The organism is Candidatus Uabimicrobium amorphum (genome assembly GCF_009002475.1).
Taxonomy (GTDB): Bacteria; Planctomycetota; Uabimicrobiia; order Uabimicrobiales; family Uabimicrobiaceae; genus Uabimicrobium; species Uabimicrobium amorphum.
On the sequence record NZ_AP019860.1, the window covers coordinates 4,721,057 to 4,737,437 of the forward strand.

Annotated in this window: 13 protein-coding genes; all 13 read left to right on the forward strand. The window is 39.4% G+C overall.

Translation table 11 applies throughout. The features are described 5' to 3' along the window. Nucleotides 1-3 precede the first annotated feature (3 nt). The 13 genes from def to nqrE all read left to right on the forward strand — a co-directional run bounded on the left by def (nucleotide 4) and on the right by nqrE (nucleotide 16,362). On the forward strand, nucleotides 4-516 hold the full coding sequence (gene def, locus UABAM_RS17145) for a peptide deformylase (protein ID WP_151969235.1): 513 nt from the start codon (nucleotides 4-6) through the stop codon (nucleotides 514-516). Then, nucleotides 503-1,447, forward strand: a complete 945-nt coding sequence (locus UABAM_RS17150) for a bifunctional riboflavin kinase/FAD synthetase (RefSeq protein ID WP_151969236.1) — start codon at nucleotides 503-505, stop codon at nucleotides 1,445-1,447. Before def ends, UABAM_RS17150 begins: the two co-directional genes overlap by 14 nt. Before the next feature lie 15 nt (nucleotides 1,448-1,462). Then, a complete protein-coding gene (locus tag UABAM_RS17155; protein ID WP_151969237.1) occupies nucleotides 1,463-3,724 on the forward strand; it encodes a serine/threonine-protein kinase in 2,262 nt (753 codons plus the stop codon). Nucleotides 3,725-3,896: 172 nt separating this feature from the next. Continuing rightward, nucleotides 3,897-4,769, forward strand: a complete 873-nt coding sequence (locus UABAM_RS17160; protein WP_151969238.1) for an alpha/beta hydrolase — start codon at nucleotides 3,897-3,899, stop codon at nucleotides 4,767-4,769. Between the two features lie 115 nt (nucleotides 4,770-4,884). Beyond that, on the forward strand, nucleotides 4,885-5,220 hold the full coding sequence (locus UABAM_RS17165; protein WP_151969239.1) for a hypothetical protein: 336 nt from the start codon (nucleotides 4,885-4,887) through the stop codon (nucleotides 5,218-5,220). 10 nt (nucleotides 5,221-5,230) lie between these two features. Then, entirely contained in the window at nucleotides 5,231-8,776 is a 3,546-nt protein-coding gene (locus tag UABAM_RS17170) for a protein kinase domain-containing protein (protein WP_151969240.1), read from the forward strand. Between the two features lie 139 nt (nucleotides 8,777-8,915). Next, entirely contained in the window at nucleotides 8,916-10,262 is a 1,347-nt protein-coding gene (locus UABAM_RS17175) for a hypothetical protein (RefSeq protein ID WP_151969241.1), read from the forward strand. A 12-nt stretch (nucleotides 10,263-10,274) separates the two neighbouring features. Continuing rightward, nucleotides 10,275-10,979 carry an HAD family hydrolase gene (locus tag UABAM_RS17180; RefSeq protein WP_151969242.1) on the forward strand — a complete coding sequence of 235 codons (705 nt, stop codon included), beginning with the start codon at nucleotides 10,275-10,277 and terminating at the stop codon, nucleotides 10,977-10,979. 538 nt (nucleotides 10,980-11,517) lie between these two features. After that, entirely contained in the window at nucleotides 11,518-12,870 is a 1,353-nt protein-coding gene (locus UABAM_RS17185) for a Na(+)-translocating NADH-quinone reductase subunit A (protein ID WP_151969243.1), read from the forward strand. A 6-nt stretch (nucleotides 12,871-12,876) separates the two neighbouring features. Continuing rightward, nucleotides 12,877-14,136 (forward strand): NADH:ubiquinone reductase (Na(+)-transporting) subunit B, encoded by a 1,260-nt coding sequence (locus UABAM_RS17190; protein ID WP_151969244.1) that lies wholly within the window; start codon nucleotides 12,877-12,879, stop codon nucleotides 14,134-14,136. After that, nucleotides 14,120-15,100 carry an NADH:ubiquinone reductase (Na(+)-transporting) subunit C gene (gene nqrC / locus UABAM_RS17195; protein WP_151969245.1) on the forward strand — a complete coding sequence of 327 codons (981 nt, stop codon included), beginning with the start codon at nucleotides 14,120-14,122 and terminating at the stop codon, nucleotides 15,098-15,100. Before UABAM_RS17190 ends, nqrC begins: the two co-directional genes overlap by 17 nt. Next, complete coding sequence (locus UABAM_RS17200) at nucleotides 15,100-15,729, forward strand: NADH:ubiquinone reductase (Na(+)-transporting) subunit D (RefSeq protein ID WP_151969246.1); 630 nt, start codon at nucleotides 15,100-15,102, stop codon at nucleotides 15,727-15,729. Before nqrC ends, UABAM_RS17200 begins: the two co-directional genes overlap by 1 nt. 21 nt (nucleotides 15,730-15,750) lie before the next feature. After that, complete coding sequence (nqrE, locus tag UABAM_RS17205; RefSeq protein ID WP_151969247.1) at nucleotides 15,751-16,362, forward strand: NADH:ubiquinone reductase (Na(+)-transporting) subunit E; 612 nt, start codon at nucleotides 15,751-15,753, stop codon at nucleotides 16,360-16,362. Nucleotides 16,363-16,381 lie beyond the last annotated feature (19 nt).

The following is a 16,381-nucleotide window of genomic DNA, read 5'->3' on the forward strand; positions in this document are numbered from 1 at the left end:
ACTATGGACGTTGTATTATACCCAGATCCTATATTAAAAAAAAGAACGGAGCCTATAAACGAAGTTACGGAAGATATTGTGGAACTATCCCAAGAAATGATCAAAACCATGCACCGTGCGAACGGTGTTGGTTTGGCAGGTCCACAAGTTGGTATATCTAAGCAAATTATCATCGTTAACCCGACTGCGGAAGAAGGTAATGAGACGATATATCTCAATCCAAAAATTCTCAAACGTAAAGGAAAAGAAATAGGCGAAGAGGGTTGCTTGTCTTTTCCTGGAGTTTATGGTAACGTTCAACGTTCTACTTGGATTCAAGTAAAAGCAACATTGATTTCAGGAGAAGAAGTTACATTCGAAGCCGAAGATTTTGAGGCTAGAGTTTTGCAACATGAAATAGATCACTTGTTGGGGGTATTGTTTATTAACAAAATACAGCCCGTAGAACAAATTGCCATCAAGACGCAACTAAAAGAGTTAGAACAAAAATACGAATCTAAAAATGAAAACGCTTAACTTTTTTGATGTAATGCCGCAGCAAATCAAAAGTCCTATTGTCACAATGGGATTTTTTGATGGTGTGCATATAGGACATCAACAACTCGTAAAGCGAGTTGTAAAACATGCGGAAGAAGTAAAGGGAACGCCAACAGTTATCACATTTGTGGAACATCCACTAAAAACAATAACTGGCTCTGCGCCACCCTCGATTACTTCTTTACGCAAGCGCCTAAAGCTACTTGCGCGGTTTAATATTGCTTATACATTGCTGATCGAATTTGATCACAATGTGGCAAAAATTGATCCAAAAGAATTTATTGAAAAATTTTTAGTGGCGAATTTGCAAATGCGTGGAATTGTCATTGGGGAAAATTTTCGTTTTGGACATCGAGGGGCCGGCACCCCAGACCTTTTGAAAAAAATGAGCGCAGAACATTCTTTTTTTACCGATGTTCAATCTCATCGAGAATGGTCAGGGAATGTTGTATCTAGCACCAAAATTCGCGAGGCGATAAAACGCGGAGATTGTCAAAGTGCCCATGAGATGTTATCGCGACCATTTTCGCTATGTGGAACTGTAATTGAAGGACAAAAGCGCGGAAGGAAATTGGGCTTTCCCACAGCAAATTTAAGCTTAGAACACACTCTTGTTCCTGGGGATGGAGTTTATATAGGCTCAGTAGAACTTAATGGAAAAAGGTACCCGAGTCTAATTAGCATAGGAACAAATCCTACTTTTGATGGCCAATCAACAAGTACGGAAGTATATATTGAAGGTTTTGATGAGGACATCTATAATCAGTATCTTGAAGTATTCGTTCTGGACAAAATTCGCGATCAGATTAAATTTAACGATGCGGACGAACTTGTTGCCAGAATGAACAAAGACAAAGAGGTACTGATGCAAAAGTTTGACACTTTAAAAGCATCCATTTCTGCAACATAGAAAAGAGAAATAAATATGCTACCTCAAGCTGATCCAAAAGAACAAAAAAAAGTCAACTTGTTTATTAAGTTGTCTCAGGTGACGGGGTTTATTACAAAAAAAGAGTCTTTGTCTACACAACATCGTTTACGTACAACTATGGGGCGTGCCAGAGGTGAATTGCAGGATCTTATACGTAAACACCACATTGATCCAGAGTTGGCAAAAATGCTATGGACAATTGTGCAAAAAGCCCCTGTTATTCATCAGGAAAAAGATGGTGAAGAAATAAATGTCGATAGGTTAAATCCCGTCATTCAGCGCCAAGTTTTTCTGGCGGAAGAGCTGGTGAAAAATAACATTGTTCCCTTACAGGAAATCAATGGTGCCTTGATGGAATGCCAGGAAAATCCTAGTCTTAACCTAGGACAAATTTTACTGCGAAAACGTTTGATTTCCTCTGAGCAGTTTGTCGAAATAAATCGCAAAGTACAGGCCGCAACGATTAGTAGAACACAAAGTCTTACGTATTTGTCTTTAAAACAACACGACAATAAAATTTATCTCAATAATTCCAACGTTCCACAAAGTATTGGTAATTACGAGATTATTCGTGAAATTGCCCGTGGAGGGATGGGGGTTGTTTACCAAGCGAAAGATCCCGATTTAGACAAGATCGTTGCTTTGAAAACAATCATTGCCGGAGAAGCAGCGGACTCTATAGACATTGAAAGATTTAGGCGTGAGGCAAAGTTGACTTCGCAACTAGAACACCCTAATATTGTCAAAATACACGAAGTTGGTTTGCAAGAAAATTTACATTACTACACAATGGATTTTGTTGACGGCGTTTCTTTGTCGGACTATGTAAAAGAAAATAAGCCTTCTTTGCGCAAGCTGTTAAAGATTATTCTTCAGGTCGCCCAATCTTTAGGTGCTGCGCATACAAAGGGGATTATTCACCGCGATATTAAACCAAGTAACGTTCTTGTGGATAAATCAGGGAAGCCATTTTTGACAGACTTTGGTTTGGCGAGACAAAAAGATGGTAAAGATGGTTTAACGATGAGTGGGGTGGCAATTGGTACTCCCGCGTATATGTCTCCTGAACAAGCTGAAGGACGTATTCGTGAAATTGATCAACGCAGTGACATTTATTCTCTTGGAGCTGTTTTTTACGAGTTACTATGTGGTAAACCCCCCTTTTCGGGAAATTCACTGGCGGAAACTCTACAGATGATCTTGACTCAAGACCCGATACGTCTTAAACAAGAAGTTCCGAATATTCCGCTTAAAGTGGAAACCATCTGTTTGAAATGTTTGAAAAAAACACGCAATCAAAGATATCCCAATGCCAAAGCACTTATTCGCGATATTGAGCGCTTCTTAAAGGGAGACGAGATCAAAGCCAAAAGGTCTGTGCCCATGGAAGCGTTGAGCAAAATGTTGAGTAAAAATAAATCAGTACTTTTTGGTGTGGTCGCGACATCTTTGTTGTTTTGCGTCGTTGTTTTTTGGATGTATGGCAGTATGGGTTCGCAACAAAACAAATACGACAGGCTTTCTGAAAAACTTAATGAAGCGCAAACTCAATTGGCCGAATACAAAGACCAAGTAGACACGCTGAAAATTGAATCAAATGTCTTAAAAGAAAAACTATCCAAGAAGAAAAGTGTTGCAAGTACAGATGTCAACGTCAAATTGACAAATAAAGAACTTGCCAATTTATTCAATGAAGCAGGTGTCGCACAGATGCAAATAGGACGCAATGCCGCGATGTCTTTAAAGACGTTTGATAGAGCTTTGGCATGTAACCCTCAACTGTGGTATGTTTATCTCAATAAAGCAAGAGCACTTACTGCTTTGAAAAAAATTCCCGAAGCAATAGATTGTTTGAACATTGCGATTAAAAATAAAGAACATCTGTTAGCCAAAGATGTATACGGTGCTTATGACCAACGTGGTTTTTGTTACTACTTGACGCAACAGCCACACAAAGCGATGAAGGACATCGAACAGTGCTTCAAGATGCAGGTGAAGCCAGACCTCTATCACAAGAAAGCACTTGTACAAGTTGCCCTTGGTCAAAAACAAGAAGCATTAAACAACTTAAACAAAGCCATACAGATGCAACCATCTATTACGTTTATATTTAGTCGCGGGAAGTTTTTATTCGACAATAAGAAATTCGCCCAGGCAAAACTGGATTTAATGCAATGCAAAAGAGCAGATCCTAATTTTAATGCCGCAGAGAGAGAACGTATGTTGGCTGAAATGAGAAGAAAAGGTTTTAAGTAAGCTTTTTTATCAGCTGCTTTGTCTAAATAAAACAACAGCTAAGAACTATATTATGGTCTTAATGCTACACAAATTTTCCACAGATTTACAAAAAATAGATGCTAAAATTACTGTAAGCCAGTATAATATTTAAAGATTTGATTACTTCCAAACCGAAAATATTGAGGGAAATATGATGAAGATAGTCATTTTTATATGCATATTATTTGCAAGTTGTTCGCATAAATTTTACAAGCCATACGTTGGCGAGTATGCAGAAAACCCAGAATTTGTAGAATCTGTAACATTCCAAACAGCAGATAACCATCAGCTCAAAGGTTTTTTGCTAAAATCGCAAAAGCCCTCCAAAGGCGTTGTTATTCATTTCCATGGCAACACCGGAAACGCACAGACATATTTTATTTTTGTCGAATGGCTAATCGTAAGAGGTTATGACGTTTTTACATTTGACTATCGCGGTTATGGGGAATCACAAGGATCTCCAAGTCGTGCTGGATTAGTAGAGGATAGTCGCGCTGCCATTCGCTATATCATCCAACAAAAAAAATGGGATAACATCTACCTTTTTGGTCAAAGTTTAGGGGGCAACCAAGCGATCGCTGCTGTGGATGACTCCAATCGTCCTTTTATTGACGGCATGATCATCGATAGTACCTTTTACTCTTACGCTTCCGTCGCCAATTATCACGCAGGAGATTTATCTCTCTTTTATCCTTTTGTGTGGACACTAATAGGTGGTAATAGCTATAGTGCGGCCGATTATGTGGCATCTCTACGTGTACCAATTATGTTTATACACGGAGATAGAGATCAAATGATTCCTATTTCGCACGGCTACCAGCTATTCCAAGAGGCGAGTTTTCCCAAATCGTTCCTGGCGGTTGCCAACTGTGGGCACGTGGAAGCATTATCGCGAGAACCAATAAGAGATTCCATTATACAATTCTTAGAGTCAAATTCTTTAGAGCTTCAGTACATTCGACAACCAACAGATCTCAATATCAAATATCAAAAACCTGCTATTCAAAACCAAAGCCAAAAATAGAAGAATTTTTCGTTTAGGGCGTTTTACGCCCTAGACCCAAATTTTTCCAAAGGTAAATTTTATCATACCATATGTCACAACTACTGTTTGGCCTAATAAAACCCAAGAGGTTTGCATGAAAAAATATACGCTTTACACGTTCACATTTCTCCTCGCTATTCTTTGTTTATTTACCATCACATTTGTTGGCTTCGTTATGTACGGTAAAAGTTGCGCAACAGAGTTTGTTCCCCCCGCCGTAAAAAACAGTACTGCAACAAAAACATATCTGCGATTTGACAAATTTCACTTTTATAAATACGTGCAACCCCTAAGCTGCCGTATACCTGGCAAAGAGATTTACGGTGTTTTTATTTACGAAATTAAATCCAACGATGTGACAGTGCACATTGCCTGGAGTCCGTTGTCTTACGGAAGATTTAAAACGCCTGTTGTTATAGAACCTCGTTAAGGTATCCTTTATGCTATTCTCTAGCTATGAACAAGCTCTTGTGAAGTTACTCGTGCAAAAAAATTGGGTGCAGCCACATGTCATTAATAAGGTTCTTGAATATGTGACTAAACAACGTCAACAAGGACAAAAAATTGCCGTAGAGAGTGTGCTATTACAAAGTGGATATGTCTCGCAGCAAAATTTACAAACGGCCATCGGTATGGTGAGTACGATTATGAGTAGTGGTACCGCTTCAGAAGTGAATGTCTCGCAACAGTCGATGATGAATAGCAGCAAATTTACACAGACGCAAATGTTGCAAGCGATTAATCAGCGACAAGTTATCGCACATTACAATATTGAAAAAGAGCTTGGTCGTGGAGGAATGGGGATTGTATTCAAAGCAACAGATACCAAATTAGGACGTACTGTTGCTGTAAAAGTGATTATTGGTACAGCCCTTACCGCGACAAAAATAAGGCGTTTTTTAGAAGAAGCGAAAGCCACGGCGCGTTTGAAGCATCCGCACATCATAAGTCTGTATGAAATCAACAATACGCCTGTAAATTACTTTACGATGGAGTACGTGGAAGGAAAGCCTCTATCAGACTATGTGGGGAAGGGCCTTAAACTAAAAGAAGTGCTGTATATTATGAACAAGTGCGCTTCGGCGATTGACTTTGCGCATAAAGAGGGGATTATACATCGCGACATAAAACCTTCGAATATAATGCTGGATAAGCTCAAAAATCCCAAGGTGATGGATTTTGGTCTAGCGAAAGATGTGAACAACGATCAAAATCTTTCGCGGCAAGGAGATGTGATGGGAACTCCTGCCTACATGTCTCCGGAACAGGCCGATGGAAGAAAAGTCGATCCGCGTAGTGACGTATATTCTCTCGGAGCAACGATGTATCAGATGCTTGTGGGGCGGGCGCCATTTCAGGCGGATAGCTATTGGAAAGTTCTCAAGAAGCTTCACACCGATGATCCTATACGTCTTCGTGTTCTAAACCCCGATATCCCTCCAGAGGTTGAAGCTATTTGTTTGAAATGTTTAGAGAAGTCTCCACGTAAACGCTATCGTACGGCAGAAGCTTTTGCGAAAGATATTGAGAATTTTTTAAAAGATCGTCCTGTTAGTGCATCGCCAATCACACCTATTTCGCGTATGTTTAAACTGTTTAAGCGCAACAAACTTATTTCTTCCTTGGTTTTATTTATCGTGATGATTACCGTTTTTTCTGGGGTTTCGATTTTTTATCAATATTTTCAACTGCAAGACAAGAACGAAAAACTGGGGACGTCACTTAGTGAGCTTGCAAAAGTCAATAACGATTTGGAAATAGCAAGGCAAAAAGCGGAAGAGGCAAAAAACGAAGCGATAACACAAAAACAAGAGGCTTTAGATGCGCGTAACGAAGCGGTTACAGCAAAACAAAAAGCCCAAATACGCGAGTACTATGCCAATATACTGTTGACAAATCAATATTTGAAAGACCACAACAGTCTTGAGGCTCAGGAAGCACTTGGGCACTGCGCCAAGGACTTACGTAATTGGGAGTGGTATTGGCTCGATGGACAGTGCAACACTTCTGAACCTCAACCGGAGGTTATTAGAGAATTTGCTAAAAAAGCGACTTCTATTGGATTACACCGTGATTTGCTCGCCATGGGGAACAAAAAAGGGCAAGTGATTATTTATCATATGTCAGACAGAAGAATAATTAAAAAGCTCAATAAAACCAAAAAAAGTTCATCGGGAATTCCCGGCACGATTAATGATTGTATTTTTAGCCCTTCAGGTAAATATCTCGCCATTTTACACGGGCAATTTGTCGAAGTTTTTAGTACCACATCGTGGGATTTAGTCGCTGCGATACCTCATGAAAATGTATCGCGTACATGCCTTTTTTTATCTCAAGAGCATTATCTTGCTGTAGGCTATGAGGTTGAAAATTATGATATTTACAAACGAAAAATAGCGTCGAAAAAGAGGAAGCAAGGGGTTGTGATTTGGAATATAAAGACGCAGAAACCCCTGAAGATTTTTAGTCCATTAAATGAATTCGAGAATAATATCAACAGCTTAGCATATCGCAATGGAAAGTTGTTTTGCGGTGTCGGGGATAATGAACGTATCAGAAAAGATTTCAATAAAGACTTTCTAACTATTTGGGATCTCAAAACAGAAAGAGTGAGTTATTTATCCAAATCGCGTATTTATCCTAAAAGTAAAATACACTCTATTATCGTCGACAAGTTCATTATTACCGCAAGCTTCGATGGTACGATTATCATCTATAACAAAAAATTGCAGCCATTACGACAACTTGTAGGACATAAAAGTTATGTGTTTAGTTGTTGCTTAAGTCCCGACAAAAAGTATCTTGTCTCTACAAGTAATGATAACACCATGATTGTATGGTCCATGGAAACGTTTGAGCGCGTCGCGACATTAGTTGGCCATGTGGGGGCGGTGTATAAATGTGCGTTTTATGGAAAAGATCAACTAGTTTCATGTGGTAAAGATGGGGTGAAATTTTGGAGAATTCGTTATAGTGATGCACATTTTTCTGGAAATAACCCCTTTATTTTTCCAAAACAAAAATATGCGATTACTGATTGCGCGATAGACCTGCGTACGCCTAATCAGCTTGCCTTTGCTTTAGAGCATGCATTGTCCATTTTCCTGAGTGATTTTCGCGGAGTTAAAATTGAATTACCTGAAAAAAATCGTTTAAAACCTTTTTTGGGCAGTATGGGACCAGTGCGCTATCTGCAATTTCACCCCAATAAGAACATGATCGTAAATGGAAGCGATTTTGGCGAGGTATTGTTGTGGGATATGCAAAATGGGCAAAAAGTGCGAAAATACTCAGGACATAAAATTACGAAACATATACGTCATTGCGTTTTTAATCATGATGGGTCGCGAATCGCTTCGGCAAGCTATGATAGTACTATACGTATTTGGAATTCGGATATTGACGACTTTGCACCAAAAACACAGGGGAATTCTCTTTTCGTTCTTCAAGGTTTCAAGGGAGACTTAAATGCTGCGTGTTTTCAACCCAATGGAAACCTTATCGTGGCTGGTGGGCAACCAGGTCTCAAGATGTGGAATATTGATGAAGGACAACTGCAAGGGAAGAAAAATGTAAAGCTTTCACCGATAAAGAGCGGATTAAAATTAGCGAGAGAGGTTTTCTATTGCGAATATACGCCAGATGGAAAATATATCATTGCTTCTTCAAAAGGGGCGAAAGACAATCTTTTGGTTGCGGATAGCAAAACATTAAAATTAGTGCATACATTTGAAGGGCATAGTGATCGCGTAGAAATTTTTTCCTTCATTCCCAACTATCCCAATCGCTTAGCATCCGCAAGTTTTGACGGGACCATTCGTATTTGGAATTTGGATAATATCGAAAAATCTAAAAAATCACGAGCAGTTCTTACCATCGAGGTGAGCAACCAACAATTGAAAACCTTATGTTTTAACCACGATGGTAGCCTTATGGTGAGTGGTGGTTTCGATCGTCATATACGCATATGGCGTTTCCATCGCTAAGTTATCGTATCTTAAGGAATACCCATCTACAGTAAATAAATCTATGTTTGATCGCTCTATGTCAAGTTTTAGTTGCTTTCCCGAAAGTGAATTGCTAATATGTAGCCAACTAAAACGTATTGAGTAGGGGGAGAAATACATGAGAAACATAGTACTTTATTTTGTATTGGTGACATTGCTATTTTGCGAATCCGTCACTGTAACAGTTCCAGGAAACAAAGAACAATTTACTCAAATCGCTTTTTTGAAAACAGGTCAAATGTTTTCGATAGACCACATCAGTGGTTACGTAACGTTCTCAGGGGAAAATAAACTTCGCGATGCATATGGGCGCGATCAGAAAGGTCAAATGTGCACTACCGAAGGCGGAATGGTAATACTGGAACCAGGAATGGAGTATATTCGTCGTAACAGAGATGAAGCTCCGTCTTTTTTTACACGATTTGCTGAAAAAGCTCTTGGGCAAAAATGGCACGCGCGTGCCGATGGTTACCTAAGCGTGAAAGCTTTTGACGGTGAAGGGGCCTATGCCGACAATAAACACGGTTCATATACCATTACGGTTACTATCTATCCTTTTGACCACAAAAACGCAAACATTCCCACTCCTAAATTTCACAATGATCTAGCATTTCATTGGGCACCTATTCACTACCAAGACACTGCAAAAGAGCAGTGGCTTGCCGATGCGTTGACCAGCGTAAATTACGATGGCGACTGGAAAACCGATAATAATTGGGATGCACTACATAAAGCAAATTCTGATTTACGCGGTGTCGTTTACTATTTTGTTTTAGAAACCGCATCTCACTGGTTCGTCAACTACTCTTTTTATCATCCGCGCGATTGGATTAATCCGTGGGATTTAGAAACCGATCATGAAAACGACTTGGAAGGTATTGTGGTTTTAGTGAAAAAAGATGGTAGTCAGTTTGGAAAATTGCAGGGGATCGTAACCTGTGCACATCTCGATTTTTACTCGTATGTTCCGCTTGGAAGTGACCTACAAGGTAACCAAGAGAATATAGACGGCAATCTTATTTGGCAACGTGACCAGAAAAATCACAATAGATTTTGTACATACCAAGAAGCCAAAGGGCACGGTTGTCATGCACTGCAAAAAAAACATAAATTCGGTAGTGAGAATGACTACATTGTTTACTATCCTTCTACTGTTGGTTCTACTCCTAAATCGCGTTTTGACCAAAATGCCACTTACAGACTAATCAACATCTTTGCCCCTGGAGAATTATGGTCGCGGCGTTTTGCCAAAGAAACATTCAAGAAATTTGGGGTTTTTTTGAAAAGCAAAGGAATTGGCGGTAATGCCAATACTCCTTGGACTTGGGATGACAAGGACGATGGAAAGTTCTTGCAAGGTGGAGAAATGGCTCTAGATCCTGCAAGGTTATTTTCTATATATTATAAAATCCCGCAAATGGTTAAAGAGTATATGTACAATCCTTTTCAGGGAATATGGAAATAGAAAGAAAATTTATTGAAAAGATTGTTATTATTTGATATAGACTCTACATTAATATGCAGTAAAGGCATATGGGGAAAATGTTTTTTAGAAGCTCTACAAGAAGTATTTCCCCATATACAGAAACCACAAAATGTTTCCTTTGCAGGAAAAACAGATCTGCAAATTTGTCGCGAAATACTTATGTACTCAAATATTCCTTTGATAGAGCTGGAAAAAAAGTGCGATTTTATTTTACAGCGATATGAAGGTAAAGCGCATAAGGCTGCTCAGCAATATGCTGATAAAGTAGAGATTCTTCCTGGGGTGATCACCTTGTTGCAAAGATTAAAGCAACAAAAAAATATTACTTTGACACTACTTACCGGTAATATTTTTGTAGGGGCAAAAATTAAGTTGTGTTGCAAAAATCTCGATGCATTTTTTGATTTCGAGATAGGGGCCTGGGGAGACGATAACTGGGATCGCCACAAATTACCGGCAATTGCAGTTTCACGAGCGCAAAAGAAATTGGGGATATCGTTTTCAGGTAAAGAAGTTGTTATTATTGGCGATACCATTCATGATGTCAACTGTGGAAAATCTTTAGGGGTACGCTCTATAGCTGTAGGAACGGGAAAACAGGACAAAAATGTTTTACTTGGTGAAAATCCCGATTTCTATTTTGATAACCTAGAAGATGATAAGGCTTTTTTAGAGGCAATTAATCGAGTTATGTAATGCAACTGCATCGCTCATCGCGAAAATGTTTACTTGACTATTTAAAAAAAATATTCTACGCTAGGTGCAGTTCTAATTGCAAAGTATACTTTTGGCAACATTTTTTCTCTGTTCTGTGAAGTATATTTGACAAAGGTGGTACTTATGCGGTATATTAAAGTAAAGTGTTTTTAGTTGTTAGTGCGATTTTGCCAGTGTATATATCAAATTATGCGTTTGCAAAATATAGCATTGAAGTTATGAGTGTAATTTTTAGCTAACAGTTAAAATATATCTTGTTCTTTTCAATAAAGATTATACGCCTCCGAGAGAATCTCTCAAATTTAGGTGTGTAGTGTTTTCTACATATCCATCATCTCAAAAAATTTTGCACTCTTGCACTCTTAATATTATATATGACAGCAAACACCGCTTGTATCTATAAATACTTGCTGGAAAATTCATTTTGTCTAGAAGCTATTGTTCTTCAACATTCCTTAGATAGTTTCTGGTCTGTTTGCTGAATTCACATTGTTAGAACAAGGAATCTATATTCATTATGGCAAATCCTATTAAAATAAAAAAAGGTCTGAATCTTCCCATAACAGGTGAGCCTGAGCAAGCCATCAAAGATGAACCTAAAATAACTACGGTTGCTCTACTTGGCGAAGATTATGTTGGAATGAAGCCTACAATGCAGGTAAAAGTAGGTGACAAAGTCAAAAAAGGCCAAATTATTTTTACAGATAAAAAACTTCCTGATGTTAACTACACAGCTCCAGGGGCAGGGGAAGTTATTGAAATAAATCGCGGAGCAAAAAGAGTCTTTCAATCTGTTGTGATCCGTCTAGAAGGAGATGAAGAGGTTACTTTCAAGTCCTACTCTTCCGAAACTCTCAAAGATGTACAACAAGATCAAATACAGAAAATACTACTGAAGTCAGGGACATGGACATGCCTGCGAACAAGACCTTACAGTAAAGTTGCAGACCCGAATACAAAACCACATTCTATTTTTGTTACAGCTATAGACACAAATCCTTTAGCACCTTCTGTGGACGTGATCGTAAAAGAGAGCGAAGAAGATTTTAAGAATGGTTTGCGTATTTTATGCAAGTTGACAGATGGTAAGGTATTTTTGTGCACAGGCGCAAATAGCTCTGTTCCAGGTAAAGATGTAAAAGGGGTTACCCATCAGGAATTTACAGGAAAACACCCTGCAGGGAATGTCGGAACGCATATACACCTTCTTGACCCTGTTGGTGCTGCAAAAACTGTATGGCATATCAATTACCAAGATGTGATTATGTACGGTAAACTTTTTACAACAGGAAAGTTATACACGGATCGCATTATCTCATTTGCGGGTCCTGCGGCAAAAAGCCCACGTCTTATCAAAACACGTATAGGTGCCAGTGTTGCTGATATGGCTAAAGACCAAGTGCAGGACGGAGAAGTACGTTTGATTTCTGGTTCCGTATTTTCCGGACGCAACGCACAAGGACCTTTTCAGTATCTAGGACGTTACCACCATCAAGTAAGTGTACTGGCGGAAGGAAGAGAACGAGAGTTCATGGGATGGCACTCCCCAGGATTCAATAAATTTTCTTTTAAAAATATCTATTTTTCGAAACTCTTCCCAGGTAAAAAATTCGCATTTAATACCTCAACAAACGGTAGTAAACGTGCATTGGTGCCAATTGGATCTTACGAAAAAGTAATGCCTTTTGATTTTTTACCTACCCTACTCTTACGTTCTCTATTAGCTGGGGATACCGATCGTGCACAGGTTCTAGGATGCTTGGAGCTCGATGAAGAGGATCTAGCATTGTGCTCATTTGTTTGCCCGGGGAAAATTAATTTTGGTCCCGCTTTGAGAAAGAGTTTAACAACTATTGAGAAGGATGGTTAATCAGTCATGAAATTTTTACGAAATTTACTCGACAAGCCAAAAGGGCTTTTTGAAAAAGGGGGAAAGCTAGAAAAACTTTATCCCTTTTATGAAGCGGGCGATACCTTCCTCTTTACACCAGGAGAAGTTACCGAAGGTTGTAGTCATGTACGCGATGGTATTGATTTAAAAAGAACAATGATCACCGTCGTTATGGCATTGACCCCTTGTATATTAATGGCATTGTACAACACAGGTTTGCAAGCGAATTTGGCTTTGGCGAAGATCGACCCTTCGTTGCTTGTCGGATGGCGCTACGACGTTTTGGCCGCTTTGGGAATTGGTTATGACGCAAGTAGCATTGTTGCGAACATGGTTCATGGAGCATTGTATTTTTTCCCCGTGTTCATTGTATGTAACATGGTCGGGGGCCTTTGGGAATCTTTATTTGCTGTTGTGAGAAAACACGAAATCAACGAAGGTTTCCTCGTCACAGGAATGCTATTTCCACTTATTCTACCCGCGAACATACCTCTATGGCAAGTTGCGGTAGGTATTAGTTTTGGTGTGGTTATCGGTAAAGAAGTTTTTGGGGGAACAGGAAAAAATATCCTAAACCCTGCATTAACTGCGCGCGTATTTTTATTCTTTGCTTATCCAATGCAAATCACCGGTGAGATTTGGGTTCCGGTAGAAAGTGCTCTTCTTGCAACTATTGATGGTTACAGTGGAGCTACGGCTTTGGCTGTGGCGGCAGCACCTAACGGTGGACTTGCTGCTGTACAAGGTTTATCCGACGGATATTGGATGCAAGCCTTTTTAGGATTTATCCCAGGTTCGATGGGAGAAACATCAACGTTAGCGTGTCTCTTTGGGGCAGGATTCCTCATCATGACCGGTATTGGTTCGTGGCGCATTATGCTATCAACCGCTATTGGTATGTTCGTTACGTCTTTTGCATTTAACGCTATGTACAATGCGGGAATAACAACAAATCCAATGTTTAGTCTGACACCGCAATGGCACTTTGTATTGGGAAGTTTTGCATTTGCAACAGTGTTCATGGCAACAGATCCTGTTAGTGCGTCAATGACCACCACTGGAAAATGGATTTACGGTTTCGGTATTGGTTGCATTGGTATTATTGTTCGTTCTGCCAATCCGGCTTATCCGGAAGGTTGGATGTTGGCAATACTTTTTATGAATGTTTTTGCACCTCTAATCGACTATTTTGTGATGACTGCAAACATTAGAAGGAGAACGCGCAAATATGAGCTCGCCCAGTAGTAGTACACTAAAAACTCTTGTTGTAGCAACACTGCTATGCATTGTCTGCGCAACTTTGGTGTCAAGTATTTCCGTTTCTTTAAAAGAAGCGCAACTAATAAATAAGAAACTTGATAAACAACGCAATATATTACTTTGCGCAGGTGAATTAACCGCCGAAGAAGTAAAAGACAAGGAAAATGTAAAGAAAGCTTTTGCGAAAATACAACCGCAGATTGTTGATTTGCAGTATGGCTATGTTGTGGATATGGCGAATTTACAGTCCGACACAACACAGCAAGTGCTGAAAGACAACCTGCAAAATTTAGAAACACAGCTAAAAGCGGCTGATGAAGATACTAAGAAAAAACTACAACAAGACATCGACGCTTTGAATACATACATCGACCAAATGAAAGGTATAAAAGCTTACATGAAGGTTGATGAAGAAGGGAATCTTCTCTCTGGAACATACAACCAAGTAAAGGCAAGTAAAGACAAGGCTCTTAGCATTGATGTTCAAGATAATAAAGGCAGTTCTATTAAAACACGTGCAAAGTTTGCCTTGGTGTATCTTGTTGAAAATGACGACAAAAAAGTTAGCAAAATTATTTTGCCTGTAAGAAGTTACGGTCTATGGTCCACGATGCTAGGCTTTTTAGCCCTGGACGTCGACACCACAACCATCAAAGGTTTCGCGTACTATGAGCATGGTGAAACACCAGGTTTGGGTGGAGAAGTAGATAACAAAAACTGGAAAGGTCAATGGCCGGGCAAAAAAGCATTTGACTCCGAGTGGAATCCTGCGATCCATGTGATTAAAGGTAAAGTGGACCCCAAAGGAAAAGATGCCGAATACAAAATTGACGGTTTATCCGGAGCGACCATTACCAGTGACGGCGTCTCTACATCACTTGAATATTGGCTTAGTCAATCGGGTTTTGGATTATTTTTAGAGAATATTAGAGAAAAAGGGTTCCAGTAATGAGCAACGAAAACAGTGTAAAAAATGTCCTGTTTGGGCCCGTATTTGATCGCAATCCAATTGCTCTACAAATATTGGGGATTTGTTCAGCTCTTGCTGTAACGACGAAACTCCAAACATCTTTCACTATGTGTGGTGCGGTAATATTTGTATTGGCGTTTTCCAATGCTTCGGTAAGTTTGATTCGCCACCACATTCCTTCAAGCATACGCATTATTGTGCAAATGACCATTATTGCTTCACTGGTAATTATTGCCGATCAGTTCTTAAAGGCATACATGTATGATGTGAGTAAAGAGTTGTCTGTATTTGTGGGTCTTATTATCACAAACTGTATTGTGATGGGACGCGCAGAAGCATATGCGATGAAAAACAACGTTACCATGAGTTTCATCGACGGAATTGGAAACGGTTTAGGGTATAGCCTAATTTTGATTATCGTCGCGGCATTTAGAGAGTTCTTTGGCTCAGGATCTTTGATGGGGCACTCTATGATGACATTGTCCACCGATGGTGGATGGTATGTTGCCAATGGTTTGATGTTACTTCCTCCAAGTGCTTTCTTTTTAATTGGACTTTTCATTTGGGCACTTCGTTCTTGGAAAACGGATCAAGTTGAAGCTGAATAATTCCAAAAAGGATATATGAACATGGAATACTATATCAATTTATTTATAATGTCCGCGTTTGTAGAAAATATGGCTTTGGCTTTTTTTCTAGGAATGTGTACATTTTTAGCGGTATCCAAAAAAGTAGATACAGCTATTGGTCTTGGTTTTGCTGTTATCATCGTGCAGGCCATTACCATTCCGGTAAATAACCTTCTCTATCAGTACATTTTAAAAGAAGGAGCTCTTACTTGGGCGGGTTTACCGGAAGCAGACCTATCATATCTGGGTTTGATCAGTTACATCGGTGTTATTGCGGCGATGGTTCAAATTCTAGAGATGACTTTGGATAAATATTTTCCGAAGCTATACAACGCTTTGGGAATTTTTCTCCCTCTCATTACCGTAAACTGTGCTATTTTAGGTGGTTCTCTTTTTATGGTACAACGCGACTATAATTTCACTGAAAGTGTGGTTTATGGTTTTGGTTCCGGTTTTGGCTGGGCACTTGCAATTGCTGCGCTCGCGGCCATTCGTGAAAAAATGAAATACAGTGATGTTCCCGTGGGTTTACGGGGCTTAGGCATTACCTTCATTGTGGTAGGTTTGATGTCGATTGTATTCATGGCCTTTTCCGGTATAAAACTTAGTTAATCTGTATTACGAGGAAAAC

Coding starts and splice junctions, on each gene's coding strand:
- def (WP_151969235.1), top strand. CDS start 4: ATGGACGTTGTATTATACCCAGATCCTATATTAAAAAAAAGAACGGAG.
- UABAM_RS17150 (WP_151969236.1), top strand. CDS start 503: ATGAAAACGCTTAACTTTTTTGATGTAATGCCGCAGCAAATCAAAAGT.
- UABAM_RS17155 (WP_151969237.1), top strand. CDS start 1,463: ATGCTACCTCAAGCTGATCCAAAAGAACAAAAAAAAGTCAACTTGTTT.
- UABAM_RS17160 (WP_151969238.1), top strand. CDS start 3,897: ATGATGAAGATAGTCATTTTTATATGCATATTATTTGCAAGTTGTTCG.
- UABAM_RS17165 (WP_151969239.1), top strand. CDS start 4,885: ATGAAAAAATATACGCTTTACACGTTCACATTTCTCCTCGCTATTCTT.
- UABAM_RS17170 (WP_151969240.1), top strand. CDS start 5,231: ATGCTATTCTCTAGCTATGAACAAGCTCTTGTGAAGTTACTCGTGCAA.
- UABAM_RS17175 (WP_151969241.1), top strand. CDS start 8,916: ATGAGAAACATAGTACTTTATTTTGTATTGGTGACATTGCTATTTTGC.
- UABAM_RS17185 (WP_151969243.1), top strand. CDS start 11,518: ATGGCAAATCCTATTAAAATAAAAAAAGGTCTGAATCTTCCCATAACA.
- UABAM_RS17190 (WP_151969244.1), top strand. CDS start 12,877: ATGAAATTTTTACGAAATTTACTCGACAAGCCAAAAGGGCTTTTTGAA.
- nqrC (WP_151969245.1), top strand. CDS start 14,120: ATGAGCTCGCCCAGTAGTAGTACACTAAAAACTCTTGTTGTAGCAACA.
- UABAM_RS17200 (WP_151969246.1), top strand. CDS start 15,100: ATGAGCAACGAAAACAGTGTAAAAAATGTCCTGTTTGGGCCCGTATTT.
- nqrE (WP_151969247.1), top strand. CDS start 15,751: ATGGAATACTATATCAATTTATTTATAATGTCCGCGTTTGTAGAAAAT.